Annotated in this window: 12 protein-coding genes; 11 read left to right on the top strand and 1 reads right to left on the bottom strand. The window is 60.4% G+C overall.

Translation table 11 applies throughout. From position 1 onward, the window contains the following. The first annotated feature begins 30 nt into the window (after nt 1–30). The 5 genes from ACERK3_13570 (at nt 31) to ACERK3_13550 (ending at nt 6,989) form a co-directional block, all read left to right on the top strand. A complete protein-coding gene (locus ACERK3_13570) occupies nt 31–1,080 on the top strand; it encodes a glycoside hydrolase family 130 protein (GenBank protein ID MFA9479315.1) in 1,050 nt (349 codons plus the stop codon). Between the two features lie 74 nt (nt 1,081–1,154). After that, a complete protein-coding gene (locus ACERK3_13565; protein MFA9479314.1) occupies nt 1,155–2,474 on the top strand; it encodes a DegT/DnrJ/EryC1/StrS family aminotransferase in 1,320 nt (439 codons plus the stop codon). Nucleotides 2,475–2,674: 200 nt separating this feature from the next. Next, nucleotides 2,675–3,598 (top strand): amidohydrolase family protein, encoded by a 924-nt coding sequence (locus ACERK3_13560; GenBank protein ID MFA9479313.1) that lies wholly within the window; start codon nt 2,675–2,677, stop codon nt 3,596–3,598. Nucleotides 3,599–3,816: 218 nt separating this feature from the next. Further along, nucleotides 3,817–4,926, top strand: coding sequence for a LacI family DNA-binding transcriptional regulator (locus tag ACERK3_13555; protein ID MFA9479312.1), 1,110 nt, complete (start codon nt 3,817–3,819; stop codon nt 4,924–4,926). Between the two features lie 788 nt (nt 4,927–5,714). Further along, nucleotides 5,715–6,989 carry a DUF2254 domain-containing protein gene (locus tag ACERK3_13550; GenBank protein MFA9479311.1) on the top strand — a complete coding sequence of 425 codons (1,275 nt, stop codon included), beginning with the start codon at nt 5,715–5,717 and terminating at the stop codon, nt 6,987–6,989. Nucleotides 6,990–7,051: 62 nt separating this feature from the next. Here the strand turns inward: ACERK3_13550 and ACERK3_13545 are convergent, their stop codons facing one another. Beyond that, nucleotides 7,052–8,179, bottom strand: coding sequence for a substrate-binding domain-containing protein (locus tag ACERK3_13545; GenBank protein MFA9479310.1), 1,128 nt, complete (start codon nt 8,177–8,179; stop codon nt 7,052–7,054). Nucleotides 8,180–8,694: 515 nt separating this feature from the next. On the opposite strand from ACERK3_13545, the gene ACERK3_13540 reads away from it, so the two are divergent. The 6 genes from ACERK3_13540 to ACERK3_13515 all read left to right on the top strand — a co-directional run bounded on the left by ACERK3_13540 (nt 8,695) and on the right by ACERK3_13515 (nt 17,617). After that, nucleotides 8,695–9,504 (top strand): DUF1559 domain-containing protein, encoded by an 810-nt coding sequence (locus ACERK3_13540; protein MFA9479309.1) that lies wholly within the window; start codon nt 8,695–8,697, stop codon nt 9,502–9,504. A 194-nt stretch (nt 9,505–9,698) separates the two neighbouring features. Continuing rightward, nucleotides 9,699–12,635, top strand: coding sequence for a chondroitinase family polysaccharide lyase (locus ACERK3_13535; protein MFA9479308.1), 2,937 nt, complete (start codon nt 9,699–9,701; stop codon nt 12,633–12,635). A gap of 141 nt (nt 12,636–12,776) precedes the next feature. Further along, the gene (locus ACERK3_13530) at nt 12,777–14,399 is read left to right on the top strand and encodes an FAD-dependent oxidoreductase (GenBank protein MFA9479307.1); all 1,623 of its coding nucleotides are present in this window, start codon (nt 12,777–12,779) and stop codon (nt 14,397–14,399) included. Between the two features lie 58 nt (nt 14,400–14,457). Next, nucleotides 14,458–15,495 carry a Gfo/Idh/MocA family protein gene (locus ACERK3_13525; GenBank protein ID MFA9479306.1) on the top strand — a complete coding sequence of 346 codons (1,038 nt, stop codon included), beginning with the start codon at nt 14,458–14,460 and terminating at the stop codon, nt 15,493–15,495. A gap of 251 nt (nt 15,496–15,746) precedes the next feature. Further along, complete coding sequence (locus ACERK3_13520) at nt 15,747–16,262, top strand: hypothetical protein (protein MFA9479305.1); 516 nt, start codon at nt 15,747–15,749, stop codon at nt 16,260–16,262. An 86-nt stretch (nt 16,263–16,348) separates the two neighbouring features. Beyond that, the gene (locus ACERK3_13515; GenBank protein MFA9479304.1) at nt 16,349–17,617 is read left to right on the top strand and encodes a CCA tRNA nucleotidyltransferase; all 1,269 of its coding nucleotides are present in this window, start codon (nt 16,349–16,351) and stop codon (nt 17,615–17,617) included. Nucleotides 17,618–17,678: the final 61 nt, after the last annotated feature.

The following is a 17,678-nucleotide window of genomic DNA, read 5'->3' as shown; positions in this document are numbered from 1 at the left end:
TTCTGTGAAGCGAATGAAGAACTCAAACCCATGATCCAACGACACCCCCAAAACCCAGTCCTGACACATGAACAAGTGCCCTATGCTGCCACCTTGATTTTCAATGCCGGAGTCTGCAAGTACCAGGGCAAATACGTTATGGTGTTTCGTAACGACTTCGGTCGATGGGGTGACGTTGATTTCGATGGTACAAATCTCGGCTTGGCGTTCAGCGATGACGGGCTTGAATGGGACGTAGCGCCTCAGCCATGTATTGACAGAAATAAAGCAGTTGAGTTGATCGCTCCGTTTTATCCTCACCGCGATGCGGACAAGGAACTTCACCGATTTTATGATCCGCGACTCACCGTGATCGATGGTCAAGTGGTCATGTGTTTTGCTGTAGATACCACGCATGGCCTGCGTGGAGGCATTGCGGTAACCGATGATTTCGAAAACTGGAAGGTCGTTCATCTGACAGCGCCGGACAATCGGAATATGGTCTTGTTTCCTGAAAAAATCCGAGGCGATTATGTCCGTCTGGAACGACCGTTCAATGAGTATGGTGGCCCGAAAATGGGGGCGGGGCTCTATGGCATGTGGCTCAGTCGATCTTCAGACATGCGTCGCTGGGGCGATACGAGTTTGGTGATGACCAATGAGTCAGTGCCCTATGCCAATGATAAAATCGGGCCTGGTGCTCCGCCGATTCGAACCGAAAAAGGTTGGCTCTGCATTTTTCATGCTGTGCACTGTGATACGACTCGTAGCAAGAATGGATGGGAAAAGCAGTGGCCGAAAGTGTATTACGCAGGGCTCGCGCTCTTGGATATCGATGATCCCACAAAGGTAATCGGAGTGCATGCTGAACCTCTGATATCACCTGAAGCCGACTATGAAACCGGCGAGGGTAAAGCGGCAGAGGAGATGGGGTTCAGGAATCACGTTATTTTTCCTGGGGGCGCTATTCTCGAAGATAGTGGAGAAGTCAAGATCTATTATGGTGCGGCCGATTCAGTTGAGTGTGTCGCGATCGGTAATGTTTGTGAAATGCTTTCAGCGCTTACGAGTGCTTCTGCCCAGGCGCTAGTACTGGCCTGACCGCCTGTGCTAGAAGTCTGCTTCCGATCCGACGGATTACACCCCGAAACCCGCCTCTGTCACAGAGAGCAGTAATGACCTCGCATCAAACAATACGCAAGAGTAGGCTCGCCATCCACAATGGCACCCCGGCCTTAATCGCGACCGAGAATGAACGGCAGCTGTTTCACTGGCCGATCGTCACCGACGAGGATGTGCAGGCGGTGGCGGCGGTGATGCGCTCGGGTCAGATGTCCGGTACGGAATTGACTAAGCAGTTCGAAGCGGAGTATGCCGCCTGGCAGGGCTCGCGGTACGCACTGGCGACCTGCAACGGCACGGCGGGTCTGCTGGCGGCGATGTGGGCCTGCGGTGTTGGCGCGGGTGATGAGATCATTTGCCCCAGCATCACCTACTGGGCCAGCGCAGCACAGGCGCTGACGCTGGGGGCGACGGTCAACTTTGCCGAGATTGACCCGATCACGCTGTGCATTGATCCGGATGACATCGAGCACCGTATCGGGCCGAAGACCAAGGCGATCGTCGTGGTGAACTACGCCGGCCATCCGGCCGACTACGACCGCATCCAGCCGATCGCCCGCAAGCATGGCGTGAAGGTTATTGAAGACAACTCCCACGCCCACGGCTCGATGTACAAGGGCCGAATGTGCGGTACGCTCGGCGACATCGCCGCGGCGAGCCTGATGGGTGCCAAGAGCTTTGCTATCGGTGAAGGCGGGATCATCACCACCGACGATCCGACGCTCTACGAACGCTGTGTTGCATTCGGCCACTACGAACGCACCGGCGTGGCGAGCAACTACAACCCCGTGGATCAGCAGGTGCACGACGAAGCGCTGCTCAAGTTCAAGGGCCTGCCGCTGGGAGCCACCAAGCACCGCTTGAACCAGATGTGCTCCGCGATGGGGCGGGTGCAGTTGAGGCATTACCCGGCTCGCATCGCCGAGATTCAAAAGGCGATCAATCGGTTCTGGTCGTTGCTCGAGGGCGTGCCGGGTCTGCGGCCGCACCGGATTGACGAGCCGGACTCAACGATGGGCGGCTGGTACCACGCCCGCGGCCTGTATGTGCCGGAGGAACTGGGCGGGTTGTCGATCGATCGCTTTTGTGAAGCGGTGCAGGCCGAGGGGGTGCCCATGTGTAGGCCGGGCCTCAACGCACCGTTGCATGCATACGCGTTCTTCCACGACGCGGATATCTTCAACCATGGACGACCCACCGCGCTGGCCTTCGGCCAGCGCGACGTACGGCAGTCGGCCGGGGCATTGCCGATCAGCGAAGGGCTGGCTCAGCGTGTGATGGGCATTCCCTGGTTCAAGCACGACGTGCCCGAGCGAATTGAGCAGTATGCGGCCGCCTTTCGCAAGGTCGCGGAGTACGCTCACGAACTTTAAGGTGAGGCCATGCCCACTAGCAACGCGAAAGTTGTAATGCTTGCAACTGTTGGCGAACTGGAGGAGGCGGCTTACTGGAAGCTGTTCACTGAGTAGTTTGGTGGCGCTGGATCTTGAGCCGGGCAGCGAGTTGACTGTGCCACCGATCAACGATGCTGGCGACGATCTGCAAGGACGTACTGGCTTATGGAAATGACGGAATGATTATTGACGCCCATCAGCACGTGTTCTGGCATGGTCGAGATGATACTGGCCTCATTGCCGACCTCGACGAGCATGACATCGATCTCGCGTGGCTGCTCACCTGGGAAATCGCCCCTGCAGAAGATTCGCCAGCGTATCACCGGGTGCTCAACCCCGAACACCTGCGGCCGGACGGTACACATGCAGGCATCGTGCTCTCGGATCTGATCAAGGTACGCAATCGTGCCCCGGACCGCTTCATCCTCGGCTACTGCCCGCACCCATGTCTTGGCGACGCGCCATCGCTGCTGGAAGCGGCCCATCGCATGCACGGCGTGCGCGTGTGCGGCGAGTGGAAGTTCCGCATTCTCTTCGACGATCCACGTTGCCTGAACCTCTACCGCAAGGCCGGTGAGTTGGGTATGCCGGTGGTGCTGCACCTGGACGTACCTTATCTGCCCGAAAAGATGACCGGCCGGCAGGTCTACCAGTCCGCTTGGTACGGCGGCACAGTGGCCAACCTGGAGCGAGCGTTGCAGGTCTGCCCCGAGACGACCTTCATCGGTCACGCGCCCGGCTTCTGGCGCGAGATCAGCGGCGACGCAGACGAGGCCCCCTCCAACTATCCGGAAGGGCCAATCGCCCCCGGCAACCGGATCGAACAACTTTTGGAGCGCTATCCCAACCTGTACGCCGACCTCTCTGCCGGTTCGGCACTGCGGGCGCTGAAGCGCGATGTCGCGTTCAGCCGCGATCTGCTGGAACGGTTTCAGGATCGCATTCTGTTTGCCCGCGATTACTACGGTGGGGAGTTGCTGGCATTTCTTCGTCAACTGGGGCTGAGTGATGCAGCATGGTCCGCGATCATCCAAGGCAACGCGCAGCGACTGGTACCGCTGGACGCATCGCCGGAGCCGGCGTCGACATTCGCCCTGTCCTGAACCGTTACAATCGAAAGCAAGACGAAAGCACGCAAGTATGAATGGCAAAGCCCGCATCAGATTCCTTGATCCGGCTGAAAGGGGCACTTCTACTTCAGTCCGAGGGGGGGCGGGGCAGTTCTGCCTGAGTCTTTATTGAAGATTGTGTAGTGTTGACAGGGAGCTTGGAAAAGGTAGGTTTGGTGCAGAACCGGGGTGTTTGGTGCAGGAGCAGCGAGGTGCAGACTAAAGTGCAAGCGACCGACCTTCGTAGCATCGCCAAGTTAGCGGGCGTCTCGCATAGCACGGTCTCCCGCGTCATCAACGGTAAGGCTCATATCGCCGACGATACTCGGGAACGGGTGTTGGCGGTGCTGCGTGAGTCAGGCTACCTCTCGCGACGACGGGCGTCGCGGCGTTTACGTCACGAAAAGCGGCGGCCGTTCTCGGTAGAGGTAGTGTTATGCCAGTTTTCGCGGCACAACGAGACGCTTCCCGGCGGCTTCCAGATGCAGGTGTTGGCCGGGATTCAGGATTTCGTCGAGGACTATGGACCGGTTGAGCAGCATCTTTCCTACTGGAATGAAACGCAACATCGCGGGGACGTAGACACCGCATCGCTGTTGCGGACCTGCGAACAGCGTGATGGCGTTCTTCTGACAGGCAATCCCACGCCGGAATTGGTCTTTGCTTTACGCAAGATTGGCAAGGCGGTGGTGTTGGCGGATTCGGAGGTTGAAGGTACTGCGGTCGACTCCGTCCTTTCCGACAATGTTTGGGGGGGCCGTCTTGCAGCGCAGCAGCTGATAGCTGCAGGCGTCGAGCGGATTGGCTGTCTGGTAACGACACCTCAATACATCCCGTGTAAGCAGCGCCTTTGGGGCATCCAGATGGAACTGATGATGCATGGCTTGGCGATGCGGCCAGGTGACTTTCCCCAAGTCATTGAGCATGACGAGCAGACGATCCGTGACACCCTGGAGCAGTGGGAAACGAGCGGCGATGGGTTCCCCGTCGGAATCATCGCCTTGAGCGGGTTCAGTACGATGTATCTCATGCATTATCTGGTTTCGCATGGTATCTCATGCCCCGACGATATCAGCGTCGTCGGGTTCGACAACCTGGACGCATTGCGGTTAATGGTTCCCTCGCCGACTCGGGTTGCGACCTTTCCTCGAACGATTGGACGCAAGGCGATGAAGCGTCTGGTTGAAAAGTTAAACAGTCAGGACGTTGATGATGTGCCACACAAGGTTGTTATTCCGGTCGAGTTGATGGCGGGTAGTACTGTGCGAACAAGTCATTTGTCGAGTGACGAGTCGAAAGTGGATGCTGCGAATTCAGATTGAACGGTACAACTAATTCATTCGGCGAGAGGCAAAGGTTTTGGCCATCTGCTATTCCAAGATATTCTGAAAATGGCACGCAATCGCGGATGCAGCCGTATCCGTACTCGAGCATTCTGGGGGGAAGCGAGCAAGGGTATTTCTGAACCGGCTCGGCTTTCAGCCGATCGAGAGCGACGCGTTCAGTTGTCAAATGGAGATGAAGCTTTCCGATGTAAAGTAGCCGGTATTGGGTGCTACATGACGCCCATCAAGATAGGCATGGACCGGCCGTTGGGCCGGGTACTTGGCGATCATTGGAAAAATCACCCGCCGCCCGGCTGCTTTGTGCGCGGCCGGGCTGGCGGATGAGTTACACATCTTTCAGACGAGGCCGGTGTCTGCCGGGCCTTTGCGGGAGATCGTGAGGTCGTGGTGTACTGTTCCCGGGCAGCCAGGTCAACACGCAAATGCGCCGGATGGCCGAGCCTTAGGTGGCTGGGGTTTCCGGGTCGCATCCCGCTGGTTGCCGACCTTTTTTGTCGTTTCCGATTGGTCAGTCGCGTGGCTGCCCATCCATGTTCACGCGTCTGACCGGGAGCGGACACCGTTGGCCGGGCACTCGCCGGTGGCTTGCCGAAGCGAGCCTCCGGTGTGGGCCGGCGCGTCGGCCTGGTGCGCATGAAGGGGTGAATTCACGTTGGCATGGGAGGGCTTGCCCTGCCGCATGATGGACGTACGCCATGGCAGGGCAAGCTCTGCTCTACGTGAGGTGCGAAAGCCGCCGGTGGTGGGGCGGCATATCATCGGCCATGAAGTTGCAGGACTGGTTTCGGATCATCAGTCGGCCGCGCGGCCGGTTGTGGGTCGCGCCAACGGTGGGGGCGCTGGCGGCGGTGGTGTTGGCGGGCGTGACGCTGGGGGTGGACACGGTCGTGGAATGGCGTGACCTGCCCGTGCCGGTGTTCAAGGGCGAAGCCGACACGGCGCGGAGCGTGCTGGGGGCGATCGCCACGGCGGCGGCGACGTTGATCGCGCTGATCTTCAATGTCATCGCCGTGGTGATTCAACTGTCGAGTCAGCAGTATTCGCCGCGTGCGCTGTCGCTGCTGGTGCAGGATCGGCCGAGCTACTGGACGATCGGCGTGTTCGTGGCGACGTTCACCTATGCGTTGACGGTGATGTTGAGTTTGCGGTTGACCATCGCCGAGGAAGATCGCGAGGCACTGGCGAGCCTGGCCGTGACGGTGGCGTTTGTGATGGCGGTGGTGAGTCTGGGCGCGTTTGCGGCTTACAGCAATCACATCATTCATACGACGCGTGTGAGTTCGATCGTCAAGTTGATCAGCGATAAGACACGGCTGACGATTGCGCAGTATTACACGGAGCCGTACGTGGACGCGCCGGAAGCGGCGACGCCGAGCGGGCCGGCGGATGTGGTGATCGACTCGCCGCGCGAGGGGGCGTTTTCGGATTGGAACGACCGTGACCTGTCGGAAGCGGCGGCGCGGTATGAATGCACCATTGTCGTCTTGCCGACGCTCGGTGCGTTTGTGCCCGCCGACGCCCCGCTGCTTGAGTTGCGCGGCGGTCGGCCGCCGGGTGTGGAGCAGCATGTCAGCATCACGTCGCAGCGCACGTTTGAGCGCGATGTCGCGTATGGGATGCGACTGTTGGTGGACGTGGCCACACGCGGGTTGGCCACCGGGGCGAACGATGCGACGACGGCAGTGCAGGCGATCGATCAACTGCACGACCTGTTGCGTCGACTGGTGACGCGGGCGCTGCCTCGTGTTCATGTGCTGAAGGTTGAGGGTCAGCCGCGGGTCTGGCTGCACATGTCGACGTGGGAAGATCTGTTGCACCTGGCGGTGGACGAGATTCGGCAGGACGGCAGCGATTCGTTGCAGGTCGTGCGTCGGTTGCGCAGCATGCTGGATGATTTGGCAGGTGTGGCGCCGGCCAGCCGACGGCCGTCGATCGAGCATCAGCTTGAGTTGCTTGACACGGCCGTGGCCGAGTCGTTTACAGACGAGCGTGTGCGTCAGTTTGCCCGGCAGCCGGATGCGCGGGGGCTGGGGTTTTGATGCGGGGGTTTGACGAACGGACATTGCGGTCGCGAGGCGTCGGCGCGATGGCGGCCGAGACGTCAGATAGATGAGACTTGCGGTTGCGCTTGCGTCCGCGGAACGCTCGTGGGGGCGCGGCCGGTCGAAGCGCGTTCAATCAGCGAGACGGCTACGTTGCGGTTGGGCGTGGTGGCGTCGCTGCTGTGCAGAATGGTTTCGAGCATTTCGAGCCCGATTTTGACCGCCTGGCCTCGCGGGATGCGGAGCGTGGTGGCAGGGGGGGAGACGGCGGTGACTTCCGGGCCATCGTTCGCGCCGATGACGCTGAGATCATGGCCGATGCGCAGGTTGAAGTGTTCCGCGGCTTTGTACAACTCGGGCAAGTGGGCGTCGTTGCAGATGATCGCGGTGGGCGGGTTGGGTTTGTCGAGCAGTGCGTGAATGCCCTCAATCTGATCGGCGCTTTCAAGGCCCGCGTATTGCACGTCTGAGTCGTCGATCGGCAGGCGATGCTTCAACGCCATGCGATAAAACGCTTCGCGCTGAAAGTACTCGCTTCGGCGGAAGGTATGGTCGCGCACCTTGTAGAGGTAGCCGATGTGCCGATGACCGCGATCAAGCAGATGCTGAAGCTGGGAGGCGACGATGTGCGTGTGGTCGACGGTCACGCAGTTATGCGCGGGCACTTCGGGACTTTCGGGGTAGATCGCGACGTAAGGCACGTGTGCGTCCTGCAACGGCTGCAAGTGGGCGAGCGATGAGAGGTTGATGACGAGACACGCTTCGCATTCGGGGTCTTCCGCGACCTGCTCGATTTCGGCGATGCCGCTGGGGTCGGCGTGGATGCCGTGAAATCGCACGCTGTAGCCGAGCTGTGAAGGCTGCTGGCCGAGATGCCAGAGCATGTCCTGCCGGAACGCGATGTGCGAAACCACCTGCGGGTCCGCGCCGACATACAGCACGTCCAGCAGTTCGACGCGGGTTCGCTCAGCCGGGATGGTCGGCGGGGTGTAGACGCCCTGTTTCGAACGAACGACCAACAGGCCACGCTTTTCAAACTGGCGAATGACGCTCGACAGCGTGGTCGCACTGACCTTGCAATCCTGGCTGATCGAGCGAAACGATGGCAGGGACTGCCCGGGCCCGTGCGTGCGGATCTGGCGCATGAGGTAACGGGCAACACGGGCTGAACCACCAACTTTACGCATCGAATGAAGTTCTCCCGGGCACTGCGGCCACTTAAGGGCCGACGACTGAAAGCGGACGCTCAACTGTTACTAAATGACCATACGGAATCAAGGCTGTGTTATCACTATAAACCCAATGGAATTCTAACTCAAGTATCTTCTTATAAATCGCTTTGTGGGGGATGCCTGCGGCTGTGTACGGCGGATAAAGCCGAAATCGCAGCGTTTGGCGATGTTTTCCGCAGGCGATCCAGTCCAGGCCGAGCCGCAACAAATCTCGTTGAAATCGTGCGCGAAGTCTTGACGGTCGTTCGATATTCGGTAGGATGTGTAATCGAAGAGTATTATGATATCAATGGGGTCGTGCTCTGATTTTTCTACGTGTTGGATCTTTGACTTGTCTTCTAAACCTCATCCGCTTGAGGGACCCCGTTAAGGCGCCGCGTCCGTTATGAAAACACCAGTTGTGAGTTGCGGCACGTTGTAACGGTATGGCGGCACAACTCGTGGCAGTCTCACCGAACAAGGAGCGCATCATGATTCAGAATGCACGTCGTTCATTTCCACCTCGAATCAAAACACGCTTGGGCTTTACGTTAATTGAGCTTCTGGTTGTCATCTCCATTATTGCGATGCTGATCAGCATTCTGCTGCCGGCGTTGGGCGCCGCACGCGAGTCGGCTCGAGGTATTCAGTGTGCAAGTCAGGTTCGGCAGATCGGACTGGGCTTCCATATGTACTTCGGGGACAACAGCGATACGTTCCCAACGACCTTCTTTGATATCGGCGGCGGCAACTCCGTAGATTGGTCCTCCGAACTGTGGCGTCAGGAATACGTTGCAACGGCAGTGCTGTATGGTTGTCCTTCCTTTGGCGAAGCCACCTATCCGTATGGTGGATCGTGGGATGAAGTGCAGTCACGGCTGGATCCGACCAATACGAACAATCGGACACATGACCTTTGGAGAACGGTCCAGTACGGCTACAACATTCAGCACCTCGGCAGTGACGCCCGCGGTCTCTATGGTGGTGGAGTTGATTCACCGGCCAGGCTGGACGAACTCACGTCGGCTTCGAAGACGCTGGTGTTGGCGGATTCCTATCACCAGCCTAGCCGTGTGACCGGTGAACATCGAGGTCGTTTTGACTTGCGAGACTTCTACGCTGAGGGTACTGCAATGGGCCTGATTCACGGTCGGCACAGCCAAGGCGCCAACATTTTCTGGGCGGACGGCCACACATCGCGTGTGCCGCTCGAAGATGAATGGAATGCGTACACTGCCACCGCCATCCCGAACGTCTGGCAGCCGACCAATCCGTGGACCCGACATGGGAACAACATGTAAGCGGCCTTGCTGTTGTCCCTTGTGACGGTTGAATTGCAGACGATCTCATAGAACGAGGGCAACCTAGCCGGGCGGGAGCCAGTTGCTCATCGCCCGACTGGGTTGCCCTCCATCCGTTCGTTTGCGACTGTTTTCTGGTCGCTGCGCGGTCGGTCTGTTTTTTGCAAACAACTGAATTTGAAGGTTTGTGATTTATGTTCAAGCCATGGTTTCACTGCACCGCTGCTGTTTGTTTTTCTTCACTGGTTCTGCAGTCGACTCTGACGGTGTCGGCTTCGGATGATTGGCATTTCCCGGCCGAGACGTTTGTGGATGGCGTGCCGTCGCATTGGCAGGCCACTCGGCCGGACAGCCTTTCGCTGACACGGCATCACTACAAGTACGGCGAGCAGTCGCTGCAATGGGACTGGCGCAGCGGCGAAACCATCGACATCGAGCAGGAGCTGGGCGACCTGCACCAGACCGCCGGCTATGGCGGGTATGAGAAGGCGACCTTCGGCCTCTGGGTGTACAACGACGAGCCGGGCGAGCATGAACTGCGCTTCGACTTCATGGAAGGCGACGAAGTCACCGGCTGGTTCAGTCTGCCGCTGGACTATCGAGGCTGGCGGCATGCGTCGTTCAAGTACACGTTCCGCAGCGACTTTGAAGGTGAGGTGACATCCGATACGGATCGCATTGTCATTCATGCTCCGGAAGAGGTTGATTCGGGGACCGTGCGGTTTGACCTGGTGGTATACAACAATCCGCTGGACTTTCGGCAGCAGCATGTGCCGGCGCATTATGACTGGCAGCCGGTGAGTGACGAGCAGGTTGAGGCGAAGTTTCCGTCGCGGGACAAGGTGACGGAGCATCAGCTTGAGAGCCTTGAGCAGTTGCGTGCGCGGTTACACCCGGCGAACCGTGGGAATCCGGACCGCCATGACTTTGATGATCTGCGGCAGCGCTTCGAGGGGTTTGGGATCGAGCGTGATGAGCATGGCATTCGCGGGCTGCCGGTGGTGCACTCGCGTCGCGCGTCGTTTTATGAATATTCGGGGCTGGAGGTTGCCGCCGCGGCGGATATTCACGACGTGATGTTTGACGTCGCGGAGTTGTGGTATCTGACGGATGACGCTGAGCACGAGCAGGCGTTGGCCGAGATGTACCTGGACATGTTCGATCACTTGTTTGATCAGGGCATGCAGCCGGGGTCGGGGTTTCAGTATGGCTGGTACAACGGTCGGCGGCTGTGCGATTCGATATGGATGATGGCGGAGGTGTTGCGGGACCACGATCGGCTTCGCGAGGCGCGGGATTATCTCGACTACGCGTACGGCTGGAGCAAGGTGGTGACGGAGGCGAATCCGGCGCCGAACCTGGACCATTATCATCTGGATGCCCGTTACCAGTTGCTTGGCCAGTTCATGTTTGATGATCCGGTGGATCAGGCGCGTGGGATTCAAGCGTTCATGGATTTTATTTCGCGCGGGATTATGAACCCGGCGCACAATGCGTTTAAGAATGACGGTTCGATGTGGCATCATGAAGCGCACTACTGGGCGTATGCCGAGTATGCGATTCCGACGCTGATCTATCTGATCGAGCCGTTGGCGGAGGCGGGGTTCACTTTGACGCCGAGTGCATATGACCGGTTCAAGTATTCGATGCTGAATCTTCGTTTTCATGCGAACCTGCTTGAGTTGCCCATACCGTTTCACGGGCGTCATCCGATGGCGAACAAGCCGATTCGGCCGGATATCTATCGCGCGTTGGCGGTGTCGCGGCCTGGCGATGGCGAGCGGTCAGTGACGATTGATGAGCAACTGGCGGCGGCGTACTTGCGGCTGCACGCGGACGCGGATGCGGAGGAGGCGTTTGGCGGGGCGGTGACGGAGGCCGAGCCGCATCCGGAAGGGACGCTGTCGATGCCTTATGCGGGCATGCTGGCGCAGCGGCGTGATGACTGGCTTGTGGCGGTGAAGGGTTATAACAGCCAGTTCTGGGGCACGGAAATTTACGATCAGGAAAACGCGCACGGCGGCTGGATCGGCAGCGGCGACCTTTACTACCTGGTCGCAGGCGATCCGATCTCACTGGCAGGGAGCGGCTACGAGCACGACGGCTGGGACTGGAACCGCTTCGACGGAACGACAGTGATCCACCTGCCGTTGGAAGAGCTTGAAAACCCGACGGGCGGCACGGCCTCGACGCGTACGGACCATGACTTTGTCGGCGGATTGGCGCATCGCGATCAACATGGCATTTTCGTGATGCAGATTCAGGGACCGCAGTGGCTTCGGCCGGACCATCGCGGCAAGGCGACGTACTTTTTCTTCGACGATCGTCTGGTCGCGTTGGGGTCGAACATCCGTAACGATGACGAGACGTATCCGACGCATACGAACCTGTTTCAGCGACACCTACCCGAACGCGATACCGCGATCACCCTCAACGGCGATACGCTCGATGCGTTCCCGTTGGATGAGGAAGCGGTCACTGGGCCTGCCTGGCTGATGGATATGCATGGCACGGGCTTTTACGTGCCCGATGGCCAGCGCATCGGCATCTCGCGAAAGGAGCAGCATTCGCGCGATCGGCATAACACGGAGGACACGGTCGGCGACTTTGCCGCGGCGTGGATTGACCACGGCCAGGCACCGGACGATGCGAGCTACCAGTACATGGTGCAACTGCGGACGAGCGAACGGGCGATGGCGGAGCTTGCGGAGCGGATGGCCTCGGCGGAGCCGCCTTATCGCGTGATCGCGCAGGATGAACGGGCGCATATTGTGGCCGACGATGAGACGAGCCTCATCGCGGGCGTGTTGTTTGAATCGCAGGATGTGGACGAGATCGGGCCGATCACTCATGTGAGTTCGCCTTGCCTGGTGATGCTGGAGTCGGAAGACGAGGGGCAGTATTTCCTGACGGTGGCGGACCCGGACCTGCGGCTGGATGATGATTATTTGAGTCAGCCTCATGAGTGGTCGATCACGCTGGCGGGCTATTGGGATGTGACGGCTGAGGCATTGTCGCAAAAGCCCGCTTCGGAGGTCGTCAACGTGGAGGCGGACGCACAGCAGACACGTGTGCATGTTCGAACGATTGACGGCCAGAGCCTCGGGATGCAGTTGCGTTTGCAGGAGTGAAACTCGGGCGATGATCCACAGGTATGCAAAGGCACCCACGGATTGCAATCCGTGGGCTTTGTACGCATGAGCATGCCAGGGTCCGTCGTGATTCGCATGACGGTTGGAACCGAATGACAGCTGGAAGTTGAGCAAGGCGGCATGGTGAAATCGGATTGCGAGTGTGAGCTGCTGGTGGTCGGCGGCGGTTTGGGCGGATGTGCGGCGGCGCTCGCGGCGTTGGAGGCGGGCCGACGTGTGGTGCTCACCGAGCCGACGGACTGGATTGGCGGGCAGGTGAGTCAGCAGGGCGTGCCGCCGGATGAGAATCGGTGGATCGAATCATGCGGGGCGGCGCGCAGTTATGCGCGGTATCGCTCGCTGGTTCGAGGTTACTATCGCGAGCATTTTCCGTTGACGCGGTCGGCGTTTGAAGATGCATGTCTGAATCCGGGTGGGGCGTGGGTAAGTCGAATTGGTCATCTGCCTTGGGTCAGCGTGGCGGTGTTGCAGGCGATGCTGGCGCGGTATGTGGCGTCGGGGCGGTTGCGGTTGTGGCATGAGGTTGAGCCGACGGGCGCGGAAGTGGACGGCGACGCGGTGCGGGCAGTGACGTTTCGCCAGGTGAACGGTGGCGAGCCGTTTGTCGTGCAAGCGAAGTTTGTGATTGACGCGAGCGAATGCGGCGACCTGCTGCCGTTGGCCGGGTGTGAGTATGTCACGGGTTTTGAAAGTCAGTCGGAGCATGGTGAACCGCATGCGCCGGCTGCGGCGCAGCCGACGAACATGCAGGCGGTGACGTGGTGCTTCGCGATGGATTGCGCGGCGGGGGATCACGTGATCGATCGGCCGAGCGATTACGATCATTGGCGAGAGTACGTGCCGGCGGTTACACCGGCCTGGCCGGGGCGGATGCTGAGTTGGGTTTATAGCAATCCGCGAACGCTTGAGCCTTGTAAGGGCACGGTGGAGGCGGGCGAACGCGGCGGCGAAGCGGGTGTGCGGTTGTGGGAATATCGACAAGTGCTCGACCCGCGCATCTTCGATCCGGCGATGCGGACGGGCCTGGACGAGGTGGCGGATGCGTTGCATCCGGGCATTACGATCGTCAACTGGCCACAGAACGATTACATCGTCGGGCCGGTGTTTGAATGTAAGGATGCGGCGCATCACATGCGGCAGGCGAAGCGATTGTCGTTGTCGTTGTTTTACTGGATGCAGACTGAGGCGCCGCGGTCGGACGGCGGCGTGGGTTATCCAAACCTGCGCCTTCGGCCGGACGTCATGGGAACTTGCGACGGGTTTGCGAAGCGGCCTTACATTCGCGAGGCCCGGCGGATTCGTGCCCAACTCACCGTGACGGAAAATCATGTTGCCCGCCATGCAAGGGGCAGCGATGCGGAGGCGGCGCGGTTTGATGATTCGGTCGGCATTGGCGCGTATCACCTTGATCTGCATCCGTCCACGGGGGGCGACAACTATATCGATATGCCAAGCTATCCCTTTCAGATTCCGCTTCGTGCACTCGTGCCCGTGCGGTTGCGGAACCTGCTGCCCGCGGCGAAGAATATCGGCACGACCCATATCGCCAACGGTTGCTATCGGCTGCACCCGGTGGAGTGGAGCATCGGCGAGGCGGCGGGTCAGCTTGCAGCGATGTGTGTGGATGAAGGCGTTTCGCCACAGGCGGTGGCGGCGTCGGCGGAGCGGGTTGAAGCATTGCAACGGGCGTTGACGGCGCGGGGTGTGCCGTTGGACTGGCCGGCGATCCGCGTGCCGGGTTGATGAGCTGCATGCGTGCGTGGTCGGCAAGGCGGCGGCGTACGTTGAAGGAGTTGTCGTGATGGCAGAGAGTCGAGTTGGCGGTGCGTATCGTGTTGGGGTGGTTGGTTGCGGGATGGTTGCGCAGCGACATATGAGCGCGATTTCGTCGTCGCCGAGGCGTTGGACGCTGGCGGCGGTGGCGGATGTGGATCGCTCGCGTGCGGAGGCGTCGGCGAAGCAGTGGGGGGCCGACCGGGTGTTTGAAGACTACCGCGAACTGCTTGACGAGGTAGAGCTTGATGCGTTGGTGGTTGCGACGCATGCGGAGACGCATGCGGCGATTGCGATGTCGGCGATGGAGCGCGATGTGCATGTGCTTTGCGAAAAGCCGATGGCGAGCAACGCGGAGCAATGTCGGGAAATGGTGACAGCGGCGGAGCGGTCGAAAGGCTTGCTGGCGGTGAATTTCAACACGCGCAGCGGCGAGGCGTATCGGTTGATCAAGCGGGAGATTGACGCCGGCCGACTGGGGACGGTCCGCGTGGTTCGGTTTGTGTATGACTGGTCGAATCACCAGTGGACGCCGACGGAGCGGTTGGAGCACTTTATGAATAATGGCGGGCCGATCACGGATTCGGGCGTTCATTTTTTTGAAGGGATTCGGTGGTACACCGGTGCGGAGTTTGCGAGTATTGATGCGCATGGCGTCGTGCTTCCGCCTTACGAACATCCGCAGCACGTTGTGGCTTCGTGCAGCATGACGGACGGGGCGGTGGGGCTGGTGGAAGTTGGCTGGCTGTATTGCAAGCGAACGAAAGATATGGGCTCGTTGTTTCAGATTACAGTGATCGGCGACGAAGGCACGGCCGACTTTGACGCCGACCGCGGTACGCTCAAGGTGTACGATCAGCAAGGCAGCTACGAGTCGAAGAAGATGGGTATGGATAAACAGTTTGATCGCATCTTCGAGTGGTTCGCTCAGAGTATTCAAGCGGGGCGACTGATTGAGTTGGCCTCCGCGGAAGATGGCTTGCGGGCGACGGAGGCTGCGTATGCGGCGCTTGCGTCGGCTCATCGTCATACGTCGGCTCGACCCGCTGCAACGGGGTTGGGGTGAGCGCGGATGAGTTGCCATCGTGCTGTTGATACGCACCGACGGATTTACATCCGTGGGCTTTAACCGCCGAGGGTGTGGCCGAGCGATGAACCGCAGGGGCGTCGATTGGCTGGCGGCTTCAGGTCGGCTTATGATCTGGCTTGATTGAATGGGCGGCGGGCGACGTTGTGGCGGTTGATGAACCGGCGTGGCTGGGCGTGCGTACGCTGATTGTTGCCCGATTTTTCTCTTTGCCTTTGAGGATATGAACCATGACTGACTCCCGCTGCCTTGGCCTGTTGCCTGTTTCGATGAACTTCAGCCGCTGCATGGGGGTGGTGCTGCCTGCGGGGCTGTTGGGGTTGGCCCTGGTGCTGACCGGCTGCGGGGAAGAGGAGACGGGGCCGGGCGTTGAGGCGGGCGCGGAGTGGCGTGTGGATGCTGAGGCGGAGGCCGAGGCGGCTGCCGCCGATGCGGAAGCGGACGACGTGCGTGTGCTCATGGGCGACGAGGCTGTCGCGGCGGTGGAGGCCGGCGAAGCGACGGCGTATCCGCTGGATGAGTGCATCGTCGCGGGCACGCAACTGGGCTCGATGGGCACACCGGTGTCGATGGTGTACGGCGATCAGGAGGTCAAGTTCTGCTGTGCCGGCTGCGACACGGTTTTCCTTCAGGACCCGGCGAGCTACCTGGCCAAGCTCAATGGCGATGATGCGGCCGAGGAATCTGCCGAGGACCATGACCACGATCACCATCACGATCATGGCCATGACCACGATCATGGTTGATTGGCTGGCGACGGCGTCGGCGGTACTTCGGCGCGATTCCTGCGATACACTTGGCGGACATGGCCAGGCCCTCACGTTCCAGACGGATGGCAGCCCGCGATGCGGCGATGCTGATCGTGCGCGAGCTGCGCGATGCGGGGCATGTCGCCTACTTCGCCGGCGGTTGTGTGCGCGATGCGTTGCTTGGGCATGAGCCGAAGGATTACGACATTGCCACCGACGCGACGCCGGAGCAGGTTCGTGCGTTGCTGCCGCGTAGCCGAGCGGTGGGGGAGGCGTTCGGCGTGGTGCTGGTTCGTCTTGGCGGGAACAACGTGGAAGTGGCGACCTTTCGCAGCGAGTGGGGTTACACCGACAAGCGTCGGCCGGACCATGTCATCTTCACCGACGCGGAGCACGACGCGAAGCGGCGCGATTTCACCATCAACGGCCTGTTTGCCGACCCGTTCGAGCGTGACGCGGACACGGGGGGCGATCGGATCATCGACTACGTCGGCGGCCGGGCGGACCTTGCTGCGCGTGTTGTTCGCGCGATCGGCGATCCGTCGGAGCGGTTCAGTGAAGATTACCTGCGCATGTTGCGTGCGCCGCGCTTCGCCGCTCGGCTGAACTTTGACATCGAGCCGAGGACCGCCGCGGCGATTCGTCCGCTGGCCAAGCATCTGGGGCAGATCAGCCGGGAGCGCATCGGCATGGAGGTGCAGGCGATGCTTGCCGGGCCGCGGCCGGCGCTGGCGGTGAGGATGGTGCACGCGCTTCGCCTCGATGGGCCGGTGCTTAATGAGGATCATGTTGACGTGCCGCTGCATACGCTTGAGGCGTTGACGCGCGACGCGTCGGCGTTGCCGTATGCGACGCTGTTGGTGGGGTGGCTGATTGATCGGCAGTTTGCGGGCGAGCTTAGCTTTGAGCGGGTGGTCAACTTTGCGGGGCATGAGGCGCCGGCTCGTTTAAGGCGATGGCGGAAGGCGCTTTGCCTGAGCAATCAGCATCACGATCAGGCGAAGGCGATGCTGGCGCTGTTGCCGGTGGCGTATCGTTGGTCGGCGTTGGATGTGGCGAGGCGAAAGCGATTGCTTGCAGCGTCGGCGTGGCCTGAAGCGCTGCGGCTGCTGCGTGCGTTGCCGGCAGCGCGGGAGGTGGCGGCGTTGGAGCGCGAAGCGCAGCCGTTGATTGAGGAGGGCGTCGCACCGCCGCCGCTGGTGGATGGCAATGATCTGATCAAGCTTGGCCTGACGCCCGGCCCGGCGTTCGGACGGCTGCTTGAAGAGGTGTATGACGCCCAACTCGACGGGCGGGTGCGTGATCGCGAGGGGGCGCTTGCCTGGGTGCGGGAGCGTGCTCGGGGGGTGTGAGGGGGGTGCGATGCATCTTTGTATGCGGGGCAGACGCCCACGGCGTGACGCTGTGGGCGTC

This window comes from Phycisphaerales bacterium AB-hyl4, assembly GCA_041821185.1.
Lineage (GTDB): Bacteria > Planctomycetota > Phycisphaerae > Phycisphaerales > Phycisphaeraceae > Natronomicrosphaera > Natronomicrosphaera hydrolytica.
The sequence above is the reverse complement of the archived record's forward strand: the minus strand, read 5'-3'. Positions and strand labels throughout refer to the sequence as shown.